Here is a 17,539-nt window from a genome sequence, read left to right on the forward strand (position 1 = left end):
GAAGAAATGGAAGAAGCTTCAGTCCTCATGACCCATGCGGTCGGCCTCCACGCAAGACCCTCGGTGAAGCTCACCAAGCTGGCCAAGACCTTCACCGCGCGCATCGAACTGGCGGTCTCGGAGGACGGTCCCTGGATCGATGCGAAGAGCATTGTCCGGGTCATGGCCGCCAAGGCGCCCAAGGACACGGTGCTGTTCTTTCGTGCCGAAGGCGATGACGCGGGTGATGCGGTCTCGGCGCTGACGGCGCTTGTCGAGCGCGATTTCGACGAAGGTCAGGCGGATGCCGCCAACGCCTGACCGCAGCGGGCTCCAGTTTCAGGGCACCCCGGCGGCGCCGGGTCTGGCCATCGGTCCGCTCCTCGTTCTGGAGGACGACGCGGCCCCGAACGACGCGCCCGCACCGCAGGCGGGCCTCGACCCGGAGGCGGAAGCGGGACGGCTGCGGGCGGCCATGAGCGAGGCCGTGGCCGAGCTTGCGGCCCTTCTTGCCGATCTCGACGCCGAGTCCGCGGGCATCATCGAGTTCCAGATCGCCATGCTGGAAGACGATGCGCTGATCGATCCGGCCCTGGAGACCCTGGCGGACGGCAAGGACGCGGCGGTCGCGTGGCGCGCTGCCCTGGATACCCAGATTGCCGATTACGAGGCGGCCAACGACGAATACTTCCGGGCGCGCGCAAGCGACCTCTCGGACCTCAAGGACCGCGTGTTGCGGCATCTCAGCGGCCGTGCCCTGCCGGCTCAGGACCTGGCCGGCAAGGTGCTGACGGGCCGCGACCTGACGCCCAGCCGCTTTCTGGAAACGGACTGGACCCGGGGCGGCGGCCTCGCCCTGCGTCAGGGCAGCCCGTCCAGCCACGTGGCCATGCTGGCGCGGGCCCGTGGCGTGCCCATGGTGGTCGGGCTCGGCGATGCCGACCTGCCCGATGGGGGAGAGGCCCTGCTGGACGGCGAAAGCGGCCTGCTGATCGTCGATCCCAGCAGCGCCGAGCGCGCTGCCTTTGCCGACCGGCAGGCGGCGGCGAGGCGGGCGCAGGCCGCGGAGGCGGCTTTCCGTGGCGAGCCGGCGGCGACGCGCGACGGTACGGCGATTGCCGTGATGATCAACGTTGCCGATCCGGCGGAACTGGACGCGCTCGACCCCAACGACTGTGACGGGATCGGTCTGGTGCGCAGCGAGTTTCTCTTCCACGGCGCCGCGGGGCTGCCGGATGAGGAAAAGCAGTACCGCGCCTATCGGCGGATGCTCGAATGGGCCGAGGGCAGGCCGGTGGTCATCCGCACCCTCGATGCCGGCGGGGACAAGCCGGTGGCAGGTCTGACGATGGCGGAGGAGTCCAATCCCTTTCTGGGCTTGCGGGGGCTGCGTCTGTCGCTGGCGCACCCGGAGGTGTTCCGGGTTCAGCTCCGCGCGCTGGCCCGCGCCGCACCGCACGGCAGTCTGAAGGTCATGCTGCCCATGGTGACCCGCCCGGAGGAACTGCACGAGGCCCGGCGTCTCTTCGGTGAGGCGCTGACGGAACTGCAGGAAGAGGGCAAGGCCTGCGCCGCGGCTCCGCTGGGTATGATGGTGGAAGTGCCGGCAGCGGCCATCGCGCCAGAACTCTTTGCCGAAGCGGACTTCTTCTCCATCGGTTCCAACGACCTGACGCAATACGTGACCGCTGCAGGGCGCGACATCGCCGCGGTGGCGCCGCTCAACGACGTCTCCCATCCGGCGGTGCTGAAGCTGATCGCATCGCTGGTGGCGGGCGCGCAGGCCCTGGGCATCGAGGTCAGCCTCTGCGGCGATGCGGGGGGCGAGCCCTCCCGGATCCCGGCCTTGCTGGACTGCGGCCTGCGCAGTCTCTCCGTCGCGCCGCTGGCCCTGGGGCGCACCAAGGCGGCCATCGCCGGCATCGACCTGGGGGCACCGCATGGCTAGATCCCCCGCCGTCGCGTCCGCCGATGCCGTCGCTGCCTACAAGGCGGTGCTGCAGGGGGTGCTCGACAAGCGCCCCTCCGGCACCCGTCAGCGCCTCGCCACGGCGCTCGGCAAGAACCGCAGTTTCATCTCGCAGATCTCAAACCCAACCTATTCGGTGCCGATTCCCGCGCGCCATCTGGAGACGATTTTCGAGATCTGCCATTTCTCCGTCGAGGAGCGGCGCAGCTTTCTGAAGAGCTACGGCCTTGCCCATCCGGCCCGCCTGAAGCTGGTGAAGGACGCGCCAAAGCTGCGCGAGCATCGCATTCACCTGCCGGATCTGGGGGACGAGGCGCGCAATCGCGAGCTGGAACGCGTCATCGAGGAGTTCGTTCAAAAAGTCGCACGCCTGTTTGAACAGGGCCGGGAATCCTGAGGGCGCAAGGCAGAGGAGAGAGGACGTCATGAAGAAGCTGATCAACGCCACCGAGACGGTGCTCACCGAAAGCCTGGACGGTTTCGTCTCGGCCCACAGCGACATTCTAACCCTTGGGGAGGAGCACAAGTTCGTGCGCCGCGTCCAGCCCAAGGCCGGCAAGGTGGCCCTGATCTCCGGCGGCGGCTCCGGCCACGAACCGCTGCATGGCGGCTTTGTCGGCCACGGCATGCTGGATGCGGCTTGTCCGGGCCAGGTCTTCACTTCGCCCACGCCCGACCAGATGCTGGCGGCGGCTGAGGCGGTCGACGGCGGCGCCGGGACGCTCTTCATCGTCAAGAACTACGAAGGCGATGTCATGAACTTCGAGATGGCGGCGGAGATGGCGGCCGGCGAGATCATGACGGTGCTGACCAACGACGACGTGGCGGTGGAAACCTCCACCTTCTCGACGGGCCGGCGCGGCGTTGCGGGGACGCTGTTCGTGGAGAAGGTCGTGGGCGCGGCGGCGGAGGAGGGCCGCGACCTTGCCGCCCTGAAAGCGCTCGGCGACCGCGCCAACGCTGCCACCCGCTCCATGGGTGTCGCCCTGACGAGCTGTACCGTGCCGGCGGCGGGGACCCCGACCTTCGATCTCGGCGAGAGCGAGATGGAACTGGGCGTCGGCATTCACGGGGAACCCGGCCGACGCCGCGTGGCGCTGGCTTCGGCCAATGAGATCGCCGAGGAAATGGTGACCGCCATCCTCTCCGACTTCGGCGATCAGACCGGGGGCGAAGCCTTTGTCCTGCTGAACGGCTTCGGCGGCACGCCGCTGATGGAACTCTATCTGATGTTCAACGCCGCAGAGCAGCTGCTGGCACGCCGCGGCGTCACCGTATCCCGCAGCCTTGTCGGGAATTACGTCACCTCTCTGGAGATGGCCGGCTGTTCGCTGACCGTCGCCCTTTTGGATGACGAACTGCGCAGGCTCTGGGATGCGCCGGTGCACACCCCTGCTTTGCGTTGGGGTTTATAGTAATAATCACAGTCCCTTGGAGGGCTTTTCCAAGAAATTGTGTTAGGAATCTACAGCGATTTTGTCCCCAGAGCGGGGTGGGAAGAATGTTGTCGGCGTCTGGTTTGTGGGCTATTGTATACCAAGAACCAGACGCCAGTCTGCCGGCGGCAGCAGCCGGTTGCGGTGTCGGGTCCTAGCCACGACGGAACGGACAGATCCCGCAGATGTTGCCGAACAAGCTCGAAGTCAAGCCGATCGAGACGACCTTCAGCCTGAAGGAGCATATCTACGAGACGCTGCGTGACGGCATTACTTCCATGAACATCTATGCCGACGACGCCCAGTTGAAGCTGGACGAGCGGCAGCTTTCCGAGCAGTTGGGCATCAGCCGCACGCCGATCCGTGAAGCCCTGGCGCGTCTGGAGCAGGAAGGACTGGTGACCGTCATTCCGCGCCGCGGCGTTTTCATCGTGCGCAAATCGCGCAAGGAGATCCTGGAGATGATCACGGTCTGGGCGGCGCTGGAAAGCATGGCCGCCCGGCTCATCACCCAGAACGCCTCCGACGAGGGCATCGCCTCCCTGCGCAAGCTCTTCACCTCTTTCGAGAATGGGCAGGTCCAGGCGCACATCGACGAGTACTCGGACCGCAACATCGAGTTTCATCAGTCGATCCTGGAGCTCAGCGGCTGCGCGTTGCTGAAGCAAACCGCCGACCGGCTGTTCATTCACATGAAGGGCATCCGCGCCCGGACGATCTCGGAACAGGACCGTGCCAAGCGGTCCATTATCGACCATCTGCACATCATCGAGGCGCTGGAGGCCCGCGATACCGAACTCGCGGAGCGTCTGGTGCGCGAACACACATTGAATCTGGCGGCGCACATCGAGGCGCACGTCGACTATCTCGATTGAACCACTCGGCCACCGTGTCGCCGGGGCGCCGAAACGTGAAGCCACAAACCAATGCAATGACCCAAGGCCATGGGTTTTCGGGGAGACAACGGAATGTCAGCATCAGTACAGAGCCTTGATGCAACTGTGGAAGAAGCCGCCGAGACGGAGGCTCTGACCGACGGCTTCCACCTCGTCATCGACGCGCTGAAGCTCAATGGGATCAACACCATCTACAATGTGCCGGGTATCCCGATTACGGACCTGGGGCGCTACATGCAGGCCGAGGGCATGCGGGTGCTGTCGTTCCGGCACGAGCAGCACGCGGGCTACGCTGCCGCCATCGCCGGCTTTCTGACCAAGAAGCCCGGGGTCTGTCTGACGGTCTCGGCGCCCGGCTTTCTCAATGGCCTGACGGCCCTGGCCCACGCCACCACCAACTGTTTCCCCATGATCCTCATCAGCGGATCTTCCGAGCGGGAGATCGTCGACCTGCAGCAGGGCGACTACGAGGAGATGGACCAGCTCGCCATTGCCAAGCCGCTCTGCAAGGCCGCCTACCGGGTGCTGCATGCCGAGGACATCGGTATCGGCATTGCCCGGGCCATCCGCTCGGCGGTGTCCGGGCGGCCCGGCGGTGTCTACCTCGACCTCCCGGCGCAGCTTCTGGGGCAGGTCATGAACGCAGAAGCCGGGCAGCGCTCCCTCGTCGAAGTCGTCGACGCGGCGCCGCGCCAGCTGCCGGCGCCCGAAGCCGTCGCCCGGGCGCTGGAGGTGCTGAAGGGCGCCAAGCGGCCCCTGATCATCCTCGGCAAGGGGGCTGCCTACGCCCAGGCCGACGAGGAGATCCGCGCCCTGGTCGAGAAAAGCGGTTTTCCCTACCTGCCGATGAGCATGGCCAAGGGCCTGTTGCCTGACACCCATCCCCAGTCGGCCGGCCCGGCCCGTTCGCTGGTGCTGAAGGAGGCCGATGTCGTCCTGATGATCGGCGCGCGCCTCAACTGGCTGCTCTCCCACGGCAAGGGCAAGACCTGGGGGAACGCGCCGAAGAAGTTCGTTCAGATCGACATCGAGCCGAAAGAGATGGACAGCAACGTCGAAATCGCCGCGCCGCTTGTGGGCGACATCGGCTCCTGCGTTTCCGCGCTGCTGGAGGCGATGGGCGAAAACTGGGCGCCGCCGCCCGCCGACTGGACCGAGGCTGTCAGGGCGAAGAAGGACGCGAACATCGAGCGCATGGCTCCGCGGCTGCAGAACAACAACGTGCCGATGGATTTTCACGGGGCCCTGGGCGTGCTGCGGACCGTCATCGCCGAGCGGCCGGATGCCATCCTCGTCAACGAAGGGGCCAACACCCTCGATTTCGCGCGCAGCATCATCGACATGTACAAGCCCCGCAAGCGCCTGGACGTCGGAACCTGGGGCATCATGGGCATCGGCATGGGCCAGGCCATCGCGGCGGCTGTCGAGACGGGTCACCCGGTGCTGGCCGTCGAGGGCGACAGCGCCTTTGGCTTCTCGGGCATGGAGATCGAGACGATCTGCCGCTACAACCTGCCGATCTGCGTTGTCGTCTTCAACAACGGCGGCATCTATCGCGGCACCGATGTCAACCCCACCGGCGGCGCGGACGCGGCGACCACCGTCTTCGTCAAGGACGCCCGCTACGACAAGATGATGGAGGCCTTCGGCGGCGCCGGCTACTACGCGACCTCGCCCGACGAGCTGCGCCGCGCGGTCAACGAGGCCATGGATTCCGGCCGGCCGGCCCTGGTCAACGCCGTCATCGACGAAGCGGCGGGCACGGAAAGCGGCCGCATCGGCAATCTCAATCCGCAGAGCGTGGTTGCCAAGAAGTAGCCCAGCTCCGACGAGTCAAACCTTCAGAATAGAGGAGCCCGGTATGAAAGCTCTCGAAGGCGTACGCATCCTGGACTTCACCCATGTTCAGTCCGGCCCGACCTGCACCCAGCTTCTGGCCTGGTTCGGCGCCGACGTCATCAAGGTTGAGCGGCCCGGTGTGGGCGACGCCACACGCGGCCAGTTGCGCGACATTCCCGACGTGGACAGCCTCTACTTCACCATGCTGAACCACAACAAGCGCTCCATCACGCTCAACACCAAGAGCGAGAAGGGCAAAGAGGTCCTGACCAAGCTGGTTCAGTCCTGCGACGTGCTGGTGGAGAACTTCGCCCCCGGTGCCCTGGACCGCATGGGTTTCGGCTGGGACCAGGTGCAGAAGATCAATCCGCGGATGATCTATGCCTCCGTCAAGGGCTTCGGTCCCGGGCCCTACGAGGACTGCAAGGTCTATGAAAACGTCGCCCAGTGCACCGGCGGCGCCGCCTCGACCACCGGCTTTCTGGACGGGCCGCCGACGGTGACCGGCGCGCAGATCGGCGATTCCGGCACCGGCCTGCACCTGGCTCTCGGCATCGTCACGGCGCTGTTCCATCGCGAGAAGTCGGGCAAGGGCCAGCGCGTGCTGGCGGCCATGCAGGACGGGGTGCTCAACCTCTGCCGGGTGAAACTGCGCGACCAGCAGCGCCTGGAGCATGGGCCGCTGAAAGAGTACAGCCAGTTCGGCCAGGGCATTCCCTTCGGCGAGGCGACACCGCGGGCCGGCAACGATTCCGGCGGCGGTCAGCCGGGCTGGATCGTCAAGTGCAAGGGCTGGGAGACCGACCCCAACGCCTATGTCTACTTCATCACCCAGGCCGCCGTCTGGGGCAACATCTGCGATCTCATCGGCAAGCCGGAGTGGAAAGAAGATCCTGGCTACGCCAAGCCGGAGGCACGGCTCGACAAGATTCCGCAGATCTTCGAGACCATCGAGGGCTGGACCAAGACCAAGACCAAGTTCGAGGTCATGGAGGCCTGCAACCCGCTGAACATTCCCTGCGGTCCGATCCTCTCGATGAAGGAACTGGCGGAGGAGCCGAGCCTCAGGGAGACCGGAACCATCGTCGAGGTCGACCATCCGACCCGGGGCAAATACCTGACCGTCGGTAATCCCGTCAAACTGTCGGACTCGCCGGCCGAAGTCACTCGCTCGCCGCTGCTCGGCGAGCACACCAACGAGATCCTGGGCCAGGTCCTGGGGCTGTCCGAGGATGAGATTCAGGAGACCTGGGCCAGCGGTGCCCTGGGCGACCTGCCGGAGCAGGCCGCCGCTGAATGACCGAAGAGTGTCGCCGCCGGATCAGCCGATCCGGCGGGAATCGTCGTTGATCACACCGTCCTTTCTGAGGCACGGCCAGTACACGGGGGGAAACAGGCAGGCATGCGGATTGTCGTCCATGGCCAGCAGGCCTTTGGCAAGGCCGTGCTCGAGAAGCTTCTGGAGCGTGGGGAGAATGTGGTGGGGGTGTTCTGCGCCCCCGACAAGGAGGGGCGGCCGACGGACCCCCTGAAGGAGTTCGCCCTGGAGAAGGGGCTGCCGCTGCACCAGCCGGCGTCCTGGAAGACGCCGGAGGCCGAGGAGTTGATGCGCTCCTTCGCGCCGGACCTCTGCGTCATGGCCTATGTGACGCTTTTCGTGCCCCAGCCGGTGCTCGACGTTCCGGAGAAGGGCACCATTCAGTACCACCCCTCGCTGCTGCCTTTGCACCGCGGCCCAAGCTCGATCAACTGGCCGATCATCATGGGCCGCAAGGAAACCGGCCTCACGATCTTCTGGCCCGACGAGGGGCTCGACGAAGGCCCGGTGCTGCTGCAGAAGACGGTGGAGATCGGTCCCGACGACACGCTGGGTACGCTCTACTTCAACCAGCTCTTCCCCATGGGTGTGGAAGCCATGGTCGAGGCGGTGGACCTCGTGCGCGACGGCAAGGCACCGTCGATCCCTCAGGATCACAGCAAGAAGACCTATGAAAGCTGGTGCCGCAAGGCGGACGCCGAGATCGACTGGTCCAAGCCGGTAGACGAGGTCTACAACCTGATCCGTGGGACCAATCCGCAGCCCGGCGCCTGGACGACCTTCAACGGCAACGAGGTGAAGATCTTCGATTCCCGCAAGGTCGACGGCGCGGGCGATCCCGGTAGCGTGATCGCCGCCGAGGACGACAGTTTTACCGTCGCCGCCGGCGGCGGGGCGATCCGTATCGACCGGGTGCGCCCGCACGACGACAAGAAGATCTCCGCCGGCGATTTTGCGGCCAAGGCCGGCCTCAGTGTCGGCGCCAAGCTCGGGACCTGACAAACCAAAGCCAAATCCTCGCCCCGGCCCGTTCCTGTGCGGCGTCAGGGCCCTTCACAGACAGCAATCAAGTGAGACCAGGCAGAAAACACGATGGCCAAGTCCGATATCGAAATTGCCCGCGAAGCCAGCATGAAGCCGATCACCGAGATCGGCGCCAAGCTCGACATGCCCGCCGACGCCCTGATGCAATACGGCCCCAGCAAGGCGAAGGTCAGCTTCGACTACCTGGAGTCCATCAAGTCCAAGAGCGACGGCCGGCTGATTCTCGTGACGGCCATCTCGCCGACCCCGGCGGGTGAGGGCAAGACCACCACCACGGTCGGCCTGGGCGACGGCCTCAACCGGATCGGCAAGAAAGCCATGATCTGCCTGCGCGAACCCTCGCTGGGTCCTTGCTTCGGCATGAAGGGCGGGGCGGCCGGCGGCGGTTATGCACAGGTGGTGCCAATGGAGGACATCAACCTCCATTTCACCGGCGACTTCCACGCCATTACCTCGGCGCACAACCTGCTCTCGGCTCTGATCGACAATCACATCTATTGGGGCAACCAGCTGGGCATCGACGAGCGCCGGGTCTCCTGGCGCCGGGTGCTGGACATGAACGACCGTGCGCTGCGCGACACGGTGACCTCGCTCGGCGGCGTCGCCAACGGCTTTCCGCGCCAGACCGGCTTCGACATCACCGTGGCCTCGGAGGTCATGGCGATTTTCTGCCTGGCCGACGGACTGGAGGATCTGCAGACGCGCCTGGGCAACATCGTGGTTGCCTACACCCGTGACCGCAAGCCGATCTATGCGCGCGATCTGAAGGCCGAAGGGCCGATGACCGTTCTGCTGAAGGATGCGCTGATGCCCAACCTGGTGCAGACGCTGGAGAACAACCCGGCGTTCATCCACGGCGGCCCCTTCGCCAACATCGCCCACGGCTGCAACTCGGTTTCGGCCACCAAGTCGGCCCTGAAGCTGGCCGACTATGTGGTGACCGAGGCGGGCTTCGGCGCGGATCTCGGCGCCGAGAAGTTCTTCGACATCAAGTGCCGCAAGGCCGGGCTCAATCCGGAAGCGGTTGTCATCGTCGCCACGGTGCGGGCCCTGAAGATGCACGGCGGCGTTGCGAAGGACGCCCTTGGTGACGAGAACGTCGAGGCGGTGAAGAAGGGGCTGGAGAATCTCGGCCGCCATATCGCCAATGTGGCCAAGTTCGGTGTGCCCGCCGTGGTGGCCATCAACCGCTTCGTGAAGGACAGCGAGGCCGAACTGGCGGCGATCCAGGAATTCACCCAGACGCTCGGCGTGGACGCGGTGGTCTGCGAGCACTGGGGCAAGGGTTCGGAAGGCACCGAGGAACTGGCCCACAAGGTGGTCGGCCTGCTGGACGGCGGCGGGGCCGCCTTCAAGCCGCTCTACGCGGACGAACTGCCCCTGTTCCAGAAGATCAACACCATCGCCAAGGAGATCTACGGCGCCGAGGAAGCCATCGCCGACAAGAAGATCCGCGATCAGCTGAAGCAGTGGGAGGACGCAGGCTACGGCGACCTGCCGGTCTGCATGGCCAAGACCCAATACAGCTTCTCGACCGATCCCAACCTCCGTGGCGCGCCCAGCGGGCACGCGGTGCCGATCCGAGAGGTGCGGCTGTCCGCCGGCGCGGGCTTTATCGTCGTCATCTGCGGTGAAATCATGACCATGCCGGGCCTGCCGCGGGTGCCGGCCGCCAACAGCATCGCCCTCGATGAGGCGGGGCTGATCCAAGGTCTGTTCTAGGGCCTGTTGGAGAGAGACGAGGAGCTTTACGGTTCGCGCCGTCGGCGGGCAGGAGTCGTCACGACCGCTCAATGTCGGCGCTAAACGTCACTGCGGATGTGCGAGCCCGCGGGACCTGCTGGCAGGGAGAAGTGCGAAATGACTGTCCGAACAATCCTGGTGCCGGTGCGTGGCGATGGCCTGGGCGAGGGGGTGCTGGACCATGCCTGGGCGCTGGCCAAGCGTCATGTCGCTCATCTGGAAGTGCTGCACTGCCGCCCGAAGCCACAGGACATGATTCCCTACGGCGTGCCGATTCCGGCCAGCCTGATGAAGACCATCACGACATCGGCCACGGCATTGGCGGATGAGGAGGAAGGCCAGATCCGGAAGCTGTTCGACGACTACTGCGCCAAGCGCGACATTCTGGAAGTCGACAGCTTTCCCTGGCCGATGGACCGCGTCTCGGCCACTTGGCGCGAGGCAACCGGCAAGCAGGCGAACATCATCGGCCGGCGCGGCCGGCTGGCGGACCTCATCGCGGTCGCCCAGCCGGACCAGGACCGGAATCTCGGACTCAACACCCTGCAGGCGGCGCTGCTCGAGTCTGGCAAGCTGGTCCTCATGTGTCCCTCGCGTCCCGTCGAATCCCTGGGCGCGCGGGTGGCCGTCGCCTGGAATGGCAGCGGGGAGGCGGCGCGGGCGATGACCACTGCCCTGCCGATTCTGAGAGAGGCCGATGCGGTCACCTTGCTGGCGCCCGGTGACACGAAGCTTCCGGTCGCGGTTGAGGAAGCGAAGATCTATCTCGACACCCACGGCGTGACGTCCGCCTGCGAGCAGTTCACCGCCAAGTCCTCGGCGGTGGCCCAGACACTGCTCGATTCGGCGCGCCGGCTTGGCTGCGACTGTCTGCTTATGGGAGCTTATGGACAGAGCCGGCAGCGCGAGTTGATCCTCGGCGGAGTGACCCAGTACGTTGTCGACAATACCGATCTGCCCATTCTGTTTATGCACTGACCGGGCTTTCGGAGCAGCTGTTCACCCCCATCGCCCACCCGGTCGCTCTGCCGCAGGGGCCTTTCGCTTTTCATCCTAAAGCTGCAAGGGCCAGCGCGCTCACATCAACCGGGAGTATAGTCCTGGCGGTATTCCGGCGGTATTCCGGCGGCGTTCCGCCGGCCGTCAATGTCACGCTTGGCGCCGATCTCCGGGTGGTTGGATCATCGCGCTGTGCTTGAGAAAGTCGCTCGGGGAAGGCTGGGCAGTCGAAATTTGGAGGCGGCGCCATGAAGATGACATCTATTGGTAATGTTTTGAAAAGAAGAGATTTTGCGCAGCGATTGCTGACGCATTTGTCAATATTGCGCCGCAGCAATTCGACTGAAACTTTATTGTAGCGATGAGAACAGTGGACCTGACGCGTAACTCGCGGTATTTTGTATACCACACACCATGAATTGGCGTTGCAAGAGGGGTGTTTTGCAAAGACTAAAAAAAGGATAAGGCTCAACGACATTTATTGCTGGGTTTTCAACCTTATGGGGAATACCCTGGCGGCCTGTCCGACAAGAATACCGGGAGGTAATCAAACATGAAATTTACCAGAGGAATTCTAGCTGGCGGCGTGTTTGCTTTGACAACGGGCGTCGCAGTGTCAGGTGCAACGATCTCCGAAGCCCAGGCCTGGGAGCCCAGGAAGCCCGTCGAGATGATCATCATGGCAGGCACGGGCGGTGGTGCCGACCAGTTGGCGCGGCTGATCCAGGGCATCATTGACCAGAACGATCTGTCTCCGAGACCTTTCATTCCGATCAACAAGCCGGGCGGCTCGGGCGCCGAGGCACTGCGCTACCTGCAGGACAAGGCCGGTGACGATCACACCGTCTTGGTGACGCTCAACAGCTATTACACGACGCCGATCATCAACCAGGGCCTGGGCGTCGACGTGACCAAGTTCACGCCGATCGGTCTCATGGCGCTGGATACGTTCCAGCTTTGGGTCACCTCGGACAGCGGCATCGATTCGCTGGATGGCTGGGTCGAGACGGTCAAGGCAGCCGACAACTGGAACGTCGGCGGCACCGGCAAGGGGCAGGAGGACTCGATTCTCTTCGCCATGCTCCAGGCCGAGTTCGGCATCGACAACATCACCTACATTCCCTTTCCGGGCGGCGGCACCGTCGCCAAGAACCTGATCGGCAAGCATATCGCCTCGACGGTGAACAATCCGTCGGAGCAGATGCAGTTCTACCGTGCCGGCCAGAGTCGTCCGTTGGTTCAGTTTACCGACGAACGGCTGGGGGCCTTCCCGGACGTGCCGACCAGCAAGGAACTGGGGCATGACATCGTCTACTTCATGCAGCGCTCCTTCAACGCGCCTCCGGGCATGTCGAGTGAAGCTCAGGAGTGGTACATCAGCCTGTTCGAAAAGGTCTTCAACTCCGAGCAGTGGCAGGGCTACTGCCAGGAAGAAGGCCTGATGTGCGAGAGCTGGGTTGCAGGCGCCGATCTGGCCGCCTTCCACGACCAGCAGCTGGCGCGTCACCAGGCCCTGATCGAAAAGGTTGGTGCTGAAGCGATTACCGGCGAGTAACCGCTATGGGGCAGGGGGGTGACGTCCGGAGCGCCCCCCTAACCCCGCCGCCTTGGTCACGGCCGTCTGGCCGTCTCCGGAACCATCAACAAGCATCGATTCATCCGCTGAAGCTGCGCGTTTTCTGGGAGGCGCCGGTATGACGGTCCGTACTGCCGAGTTGTTGGTTGCAGTGATCCTCGCGCTCCTGTCCCTCGGTCTGATGTGGAAGAGCACGGAACTCAACATTGGCTGGGTCGCGGGGTCGGGACCGGGCGGTGGCGCCTGGCCCTTCTGGCTCTCGGTCGGCATGCTGATCACTTCGCTGTGGACCATCCTGCGCTGGTTCCGCCGCGTGACACCGCAGTCGCGCTCCAAAGAGATCTTCATGAGCGCCGACACCCTGGCCATCGTCGGTCCGGTGGTGGTCGGGCTGCTGCTGCTGTTGGCCGGAACGCATCTCATCGGCATGTACGCCGCGGTCTTCCTGTTCATGATCGCCTTCGTGCGCTTCCTGGGCCGGCATTCCTGGTTCGTCACACTTGCCTTGGCGGTGGCGGCGCCAGTGGTGATGTTCCTGCTGTTCGAATGGGCGCTGACGACGCCGCTGCCCAAGGGCATCACCGAGCCGGCGTTCTATCCGATCTACGATCTTATCTACTGATCCCGAAAACCATACGGCACGCCGGGACGTGGCGTCTCCGGGGCCGGGGCGTGTAACCAGGCAACAGGCAAAGCAGGCGGTAGACGGACATGGAAACCATCATCGATCCTCTCCTTGGCGGGCTGCTCGAAGCCGTTCAACCGGTCAACCTCATGATGATGGTGATCGGCTGCATCATCGGGCTCTTCGTCGGCGCGATGCCCGGCCTCGGGTCGGTCAACGGCGTCGCCATCCTGCTGCCGATCACTTTCCTGGTGCCACCGAACGCAGCGATCATCTTCCTGGCGGCGATCTACTACGGGGCCATGTACGGCGGCGCCGTTTCGTCGATCACGCTGGGGATACCGGGGGCCTCGACAGCGGTCGCCACTGTCTTCGACGGCCGGCCGCTGGCCATGACGGGCCGTGGTGACCAGGCGCTGATGGCTGCCGCCCTCGCGTCCTTCATCGGCGGCACGATCGCCGCCGTCCTGTTCACCGTCGCGGCGCCGCCGCTGGCCAGCTTTGCCCTGTCCTTCGGGCCCCAGGAAGAGTTCGCCCTCATGGTGCTGGCCTTCGCCACCTTTATCGGCCTGGGCGGCGACGACATTCCGAAGACCATGTTCTCGATCTTCATCGGCCTGGTGCTGGCGGCGGTCGGTTACGACATCATTTCGGGCAATCCGCGTCTGGTGTTCTTCGACATCGACGGTTTCCTGCGCGGTGTCAGCTTCCTCGTGCTGGCCATCGGCATCTACGGCATCGGCGAGATCCTTTGGACCATGGAACAGTCCGGCGGAAAGATGCAGGTGCACTATGTGAAGTCGTCCTTCCGTTCCGTCGTCGAGAACATGAAGAAGGTCAAAAACTACCTCACGCAGACGGTGTTCAGCGGCGTGCTCGGCTACTTCGTCGGCATCCTGCCCGCAGCCGGTGCTACGCCGGCTTCGCTGATGGCCTACGGTTTGTCCAAGACCTTCTCGAAGAACCCCGAGTCGTTCGGCAAGGGCAATGTGGTCGGTGTGGCGGCGCCCGAGTCGGCCAACAACGCCGCCTCCACCGGGTCCATGCTGCCGATGCTGACCCTTGGCATCCCCGGTTCGCCGACCACGGCGATCCTTCTGGGTGGCATGATCATCTGGGGGCTGCGTCCCGGCCCGCTGCTCTTCGTCGAGCATCCGGACTTCGTCTGGGGCCTGATCGGTTCGATGTACATGGCCAACCTCTTCACGGTGATCATCAACATTGCCTTCATCCCGCTCTTTGTGCGGGTTCTGGTCATGCCCTTCACCATTCTGGCGCCGATCATCTTCGTGCTCTGCCTGGTCGGCGGCTACTCGCCGAATTCGTCGCTGCATGACGTCTGGCTGATGGTGCTCTTCGGGGTCTGCGGTTACATCCTGCGCAAGCTGGACTATCCGGTGGCGCCGGCCGTGCTTGCCATCGTCCTGGGCGGCCTTGCCGAGCGGTCGCTGCGTCAGTCGCTGCTGTCCTCGCAGGGCGATCCGATGACCTTCCTCGAACGTCCCTTGTCGGCGACCATCTTCTTCTGCGCTTTCGCACTGTTGATGGTGCCGATCATTCGCCGCTTCCTGTCGAAACGACCGCAGACGGCTGGAACCTGAGGGCGGCTGGAACCTGAGGGCGGCCGGCGCGGCTGAACGGGTCCGGAATGCCCGCCAGGCAAAGGCGGGCCAGGGAGAAAGGGATTGCCGCAGCCGGCCTTCTGGTATACCATATGCCAGAGAATGAGATGCTTGGCGCTCTAAGTGAAAAAGACCTGCTTACAGCGTTATTATCCAACGATAAATCGGATAGGGCGGGCGGACCATGAACCTTCACGAACATCAGGCGAAAGAGATTTTGAGGCGCTACGGCGTCCCGAGCCCGGCCGGCAGCCTGGCCTCCGAGGGCGCTGCGGCGGCGGCTGCAGCCCGGTCCCTCGGCGGGGCCAGTTGGGCCGTGAAGGCACAGATTCACGCCGGGCTGCGTCACGACGCCGGGGGCGTGCGCATGGTCTCCGGCCCCGAGGCCGCGGGGGCCGCGGCGGGTGAACTGCTGGGCAACCGCCTGGTGACGCCGCAGACCGGCCCGCGCGGCAAGCTGGTCCGTTCCGTCTATGTCGAGGAGGCCGTGGGCGCCGCGCGCGAACTCTACCTCGCGATCCTCGTCGACCGCAGCCGGGGCCGGGTGGCCTTTCTGGCGTCGCGCACCGGGGGCAGCGACATCGAAGATCGCGCCCAGGCGGAGCCCGGGTCGCTGCGGCATCTGACGGTGGACGGCGATCTCGGTTTCGACCCGCAGGCCGCTGCCGGCATGGCCGCGGATCTGGGGCTTGAAGGCCGCGCCGCATCCCAGGCGGTCGAAATCATGGCGGCCCTCTACAAGGCTTTTCTGGAACTGGACGCCAGCCTCATTGAGATAAACCCGCTGGCGCTGACCCACGAAGGCGGGCTGACCGCCCTCGACGTGAAGATGGTGATCGACGACAACGCGCTCTTCCGCCACAAGGATCTGGCGGCGCTGCGCGATGTGGAGGAGCTGGATCCCTCTGAACTGGAGGCCCAGCGTTTCGCACTGAACTACGTGCGTCTGGACGGCAACATCGGCGTCATGGTGAACGGCGCGGGCCTGGCGCTGGCAACGCTGGACCTGATGAAGCAGCAGGGCGGTGCGCCGGCCGACTTCATGGATATCCGGCCGGAAGCCAGTCGCGATCAGGTCGCCGAGGGCTTCCGCCTGCTGCTGCGCAATCCGGAGATCGATGCCATCCTGGTGAACGTCTACGGCGGCGGCATCCTGCGCTGCGACACGGTGGCGGAGGGGATCGCTGCGGCCTGCAAGTCCGAAGGGCTGCGCGTGCCGCTCATCGTCAGGGCGGCCGGAACCAACGGCGAACTGGCCCGCAAGACCCTGAAGGCTCAGGGCGTCACCTTCACGCCGGCGGGATCGATCGGTACGGCGGTTGCCTCGGCGGTCGAGGCCGCAGGCCGGGAGGCGGCGTGATGGCCATTCTCGTTGACGGCGCCACCAAGGTCATCTGCCAGGGCTTCACCGGCCGCCAGGCCAGCTACCACATGGAACGGGCGATCGCCTATGGAACCCAGGTGGTCGGCGGCGTCGTACCGGGCAAGGGCGGCAGCCGCCATCTCGGCCTGCCGGTTTTCGACCGGGTGGTTGATGCGGTCGCGGCCACCGGGGCGACGGCGTCGGCGGTCTTCGTTCCGCCGGCATCTGCCGCCGAGGCGATCATCGAGGCGATCGATGCCGAACTGCCGCTGATCGTCTGCGTCACCGAGCGTATCCCGGTCCTCGACATGGTAAGGGTGAAGCGCCGCCTCGAAGGCTCTGCAAGCCGCCTCATCGGTCCGAACTCGCAAGGCATCCTCAATCCGGGGCGCTGCAAGATCGGCGTGATGCCGGCGCATCTGGAACGCCCCGGCCGCGTGGGCATCGTCTCGCGTTCCGCTTCGCTCACCTCGGAGGTGGTGGAGCAGGTCTCGGCCCAGCGCCTCGGCCAGTCGACCTCCGTTGGCATCGGCGGCGACCCCGTCCACGGGCTGGGGTTCGTCGACTGCCTGGAGCTGTTCTTCCGCGATCCGGATACCGACTGCGTCGTTCTTCTGGGGGAGATCGGCGGCAGCGAGGAAGAAGAAGCCGCGGCCTTCCTCCGATCCCAGCGGCCGCCCAAGCCGGTCGTGGCCTACGTGGCCGGCCTCTCCGCGCCGACGGAACGCCGCATGGGCCATGCCGGAACGGTCAATGTCTTCGGTCAGGGCGGGGCCGCCGAGAAAGTCGATGCCCTGCGCGCCGCCGGGGTCACCATCGCGGAGTCTGTCGCGGAGATCGGGCAGACGGTGCGGCAGACCCTGAAGGCGGCCTGATGGCGCGGCCAGGGGGGCACCCGCGGCTCTGCTTTGAACCGCCGCGTGGGCGCGTGTCGCTCCTCCGCGGTTCCACCACGGAAAAGGTCGGTTCTGGTCAATTTTTAGCCGCTCCAGGCAGGGTGATTCCGTTTAGAAAACGTTGGAATCCGGTCTATTCTCGTCCCTGGCTGTGCTTCCGGCCGTCAGGGAGCGTGAAGCCACGTAAAACAAGGGTCGCCGAGCCCAGGGCATCGGCGGCCTATTTATTGGTTC

General features: G+C 65.0%; 15 protein-coding genes. All 15 read left to right on the forward strand.

Annotation, left to right across the window (positions count from 1 at the left end; translation table 11 throughout):
* Positions 1–6: 6 nt before the first annotated feature.
* The gene (locus tag ACO06P_RS24725) at positions 7–300 is read left to right on the forward strand and encodes an HPr family phosphocarrier protein (protein ID WP_420347882.1); all 294 of its coding nucleotides are present in this window, start codon (positions 7–9) and stop codon (positions 298–300) included.
* Positions 284–1,927: a phosphoenolpyruvate--protein phosphotransferase gene (ptsP, locus tag ACO06P_RS24730; protein ID WP_420347883.1), complete on the forward strand. Its 1,644-nt coding sequence runs from the start codon at positions 284–286 to the stop codon at positions 1,925–1,927. Before ACO06P_RS24725 ends, ptsP begins: the two co-directional genes overlap by 17 nt.
* A complete protein-coding gene (locus ACO06P_RS24735; RefSeq protein WP_420347884.1) occupies positions 1,920–2,345 on the forward strand; it encodes a hypothetical protein in 426 nt (141 codons plus the stop codon). The genes ptsP and ACO06P_RS24735 overlap by 8 nt, the downstream gene beginning before the upstream one ends.
* A 28-nt stretch (positions 2,346–2,373) precedes the next feature.
* A complete protein-coding gene (dhaK, locus tag ACO06P_RS24740) occupies positions 2,374–3,363 on the forward strand; it encodes a dihydroxyacetone kinase subunit DhaK (protein WP_420347885.1) in 990 nt (329 codons plus the stop codon).
* 206 nt (positions 3,364–3,569) lie between these two features.
* Positions 3,570–4,259 (forward strand): GntR family transcriptional regulator, encoded by a 690-nt coding sequence (locus ACO06P_RS24745; protein WP_420347886.1) that lies wholly within the window; start codon positions 3,570–3,572, stop codon positions 4,257–4,259.
* 93 nt (positions 4,260–4,352) lie between these two features.
* Positions 4,353–6,098 (forward strand): oxalyl-CoA decarboxylase, encoded by a 1,746-nt coding sequence (oxc, locus tag ACO06P_RS24750; RefSeq protein ID WP_420347887.1) that lies wholly within the window; start codon positions 4,353–4,355, stop codon positions 6,096–6,098.
* A 43-nt stretch (positions 6,099–6,141) separates the two neighbouring features.
* A complete protein-coding gene (gene frc / locus ACO06P_RS24755) occupies positions 6,142–7,419 on the forward strand; it encodes a formyl-CoA transferase (RefSeq protein WP_420347888.1) in 1,278 nt (425 codons plus the stop codon).
* A 102-nt stretch (positions 7,420–7,521) separates the two neighbouring features.
* Entirely contained in the window at positions 7,522–8,436 is a 915-nt protein-coding gene (locus tag ACO06P_RS24760; protein WP_420347889.1) for a methionyl-tRNA formyltransferase, read from the forward strand.
* 93 nt (positions 8,437–8,529) lie between these two features.
* Complete coding sequence (locus tag ACO06P_RS24765) at positions 8,530–10,203, forward strand: formate--tetrahydrofolate ligase (protein ID WP_420347890.1); 1,674 nt, start codon at positions 8,530–8,532, stop codon at positions 10,201–10,203.
* A 138-nt stretch (positions 10,204–10,341) separates the two neighbouring features.
* A complete protein-coding gene (locus ACO06P_RS24770) occupies positions 10,342–11,202 on the forward strand; it encodes a universal stress protein (RefSeq protein WP_420347891.1) in 861 nt (286 codons plus the stop codon).
* 691 nt (positions 11,203–11,893) lie between these two features.
* A complete protein-coding gene (locus ACO06P_RS24775) occupies positions 11,894–12,778 on the forward strand; it encodes a Bug family tripartite tricarboxylate transporter substrate binding protein (RefSeq protein ID WP_420347892.1) in 885 nt (294 codons plus the stop codon).
* A 139-nt stretch (positions 12,779–12,917) separates the two neighbouring features.
* Positions 12,918–13,421 (forward strand): tripartite tricarboxylate transporter TctB family protein, encoded by a 504-nt coding sequence (locus ACO06P_RS24780; RefSeq protein ID WP_420347893.1) that lies wholly within the window; start codon positions 12,918–12,920, stop codon positions 13,419–13,421.
* 89 nt (positions 13,422–13,510) lie between these two features.
* Positions 13,511–15,025 (forward strand): tripartite tricarboxylate transporter permease, encoded by a 1,515-nt coding sequence (locus ACO06P_RS24785; RefSeq protein ID WP_420347894.1) that lies wholly within the window; start codon positions 13,511–13,513, stop codon positions 15,023–15,025.
* Positions 15,026–15,230: 205 nt separating this feature from the next.
* Positions 15,231–16,406, forward strand: coding sequence for an ADP-forming succinate--CoA ligase subunit beta (sucC, locus tag ACO06P_RS24790; protein WP_420347895.1), 1,176 nt, complete (start codon positions 15,231–15,233; stop codon positions 16,404–16,406).
* On the forward strand, positions 16,406–17,284 hold the full coding sequence (sucD, locus tag ACO06P_RS24795; RefSeq protein ID WP_420347896.1) for a succinate--CoA ligase subunit alpha: 879 nt from the start codon (positions 16,406–16,408) through the stop codon (positions 17,282–17,284). The genes sucC and sucD overlap by 1 nt, the downstream gene beginning before the upstream one ends.
* Positions 17,285–17,539: the final 255 nt, after the last annotated feature.

The sequence above is a fragment of the Pelagibius sp. genome (assembly GCF_965227505.1).
Taxonomy (GTDB): domain Bacteria; phylum Pseudomonadota; class Alphaproteobacteria; order Kiloniellales; family Kiloniellaceae; genus Pelagibius.

Bases quoted from the DNA above. Each gene is read 5' to 3' on its own strand.
- ACO06P_RS24725 (WP_420347882.1), top strand. From the start codon at position 7: ATGGAAGAAGCTTCAGTCCTCATGACCCATGCGGTCGGCCTCCACGCA.
- ptsP (WP_420347883.1), top strand. From the start codon at position 284: ATGCCGCCAACGCCTGACCGCAGCGGGCTCCAGTTTCAGGGCACCCCG.
- ACO06P_RS24735 (WP_420347884.1), top strand. From the start codon at position 1,920: ATGGCTAGATCCCCCGCCGTCGCGTCCGCCGATGCCGTCGCTGCCTAC.
- dhaK (WP_420347885.1), top strand. From the start codon at position 2,374: ATGAAGAAGCTGATCAACGCCACCGAGACGGTGCTCACCGAAAGCCTG.
- ACO06P_RS24745 (WP_420347886.1), top strand. From the start codon at position 3,570: ATGTTGCCGAACAAGCTCGAAGTCAAGCCGATCGAGACGACCTTCAGC.
- oxc (WP_420347887.1), top strand. From the start codon at position 4,353: ATGTCAGCATCAGTACAGAGCCTTGATGCAACTGTGGAAGAAGCCGCC.
- frc (WP_420347888.1), top strand. From the start codon at position 6,142: ATGAAAGCTCTCGAAGGCGTACGCATCCTGGACTTCACCCATGTTCAG.
- ACO06P_RS24760 (WP_420347889.1), top strand. From the start codon at position 7,522: ATGCGGATTGTCGTCCATGGCCAGCAGGCCTTTGGCAAGGCCGTGCTC.
- ACO06P_RS24765 (WP_420347890.1), top strand. From the start codon at position 8,530: ATGGCCAAGTCCGATATCGAAATTGCCCGCGAAGCCAGCATGAAGCCG.
- ACO06P_RS24770 (WP_420347891.1), top strand. From the start codon at position 10,342: ATGACTGTCCGAACAATCCTGGTGCCGGTGCGTGGCGATGGCCTGGGC.
- ACO06P_RS24775 (WP_420347892.1), top strand. From the start codon at position 11,894: ATGATCATCATGGCAGGCACGGGCGGTGGTGCCGACCAGTTGGCGCGG.
- ACO06P_RS24780 (WP_420347893.1), top strand. From the start codon at position 12,918: ATGACGGTCCGTACTGCCGAGTTGTTGGTTGCAGTGATCCTCGCGCTC.
- ACO06P_RS24785 (WP_420347894.1), top strand. From the start codon at position 13,511: ATGGAAACCATCATCGATCCTCTCCTTGGCGGGCTGCTCGAAGCCGTT.
- sucC (WP_420347895.1), top strand. From the start codon at position 15,231: ATGAACCTTCACGAACATCAGGCGAAAGAGATTTTGAGGCGCTACGGC.
- sucD (WP_420347896.1), top strand. From the start codon at position 16,406: ATGGCCATTCTCGTTGACGGCGCCACCAAGGTCATCTGCCAGGGCTTC.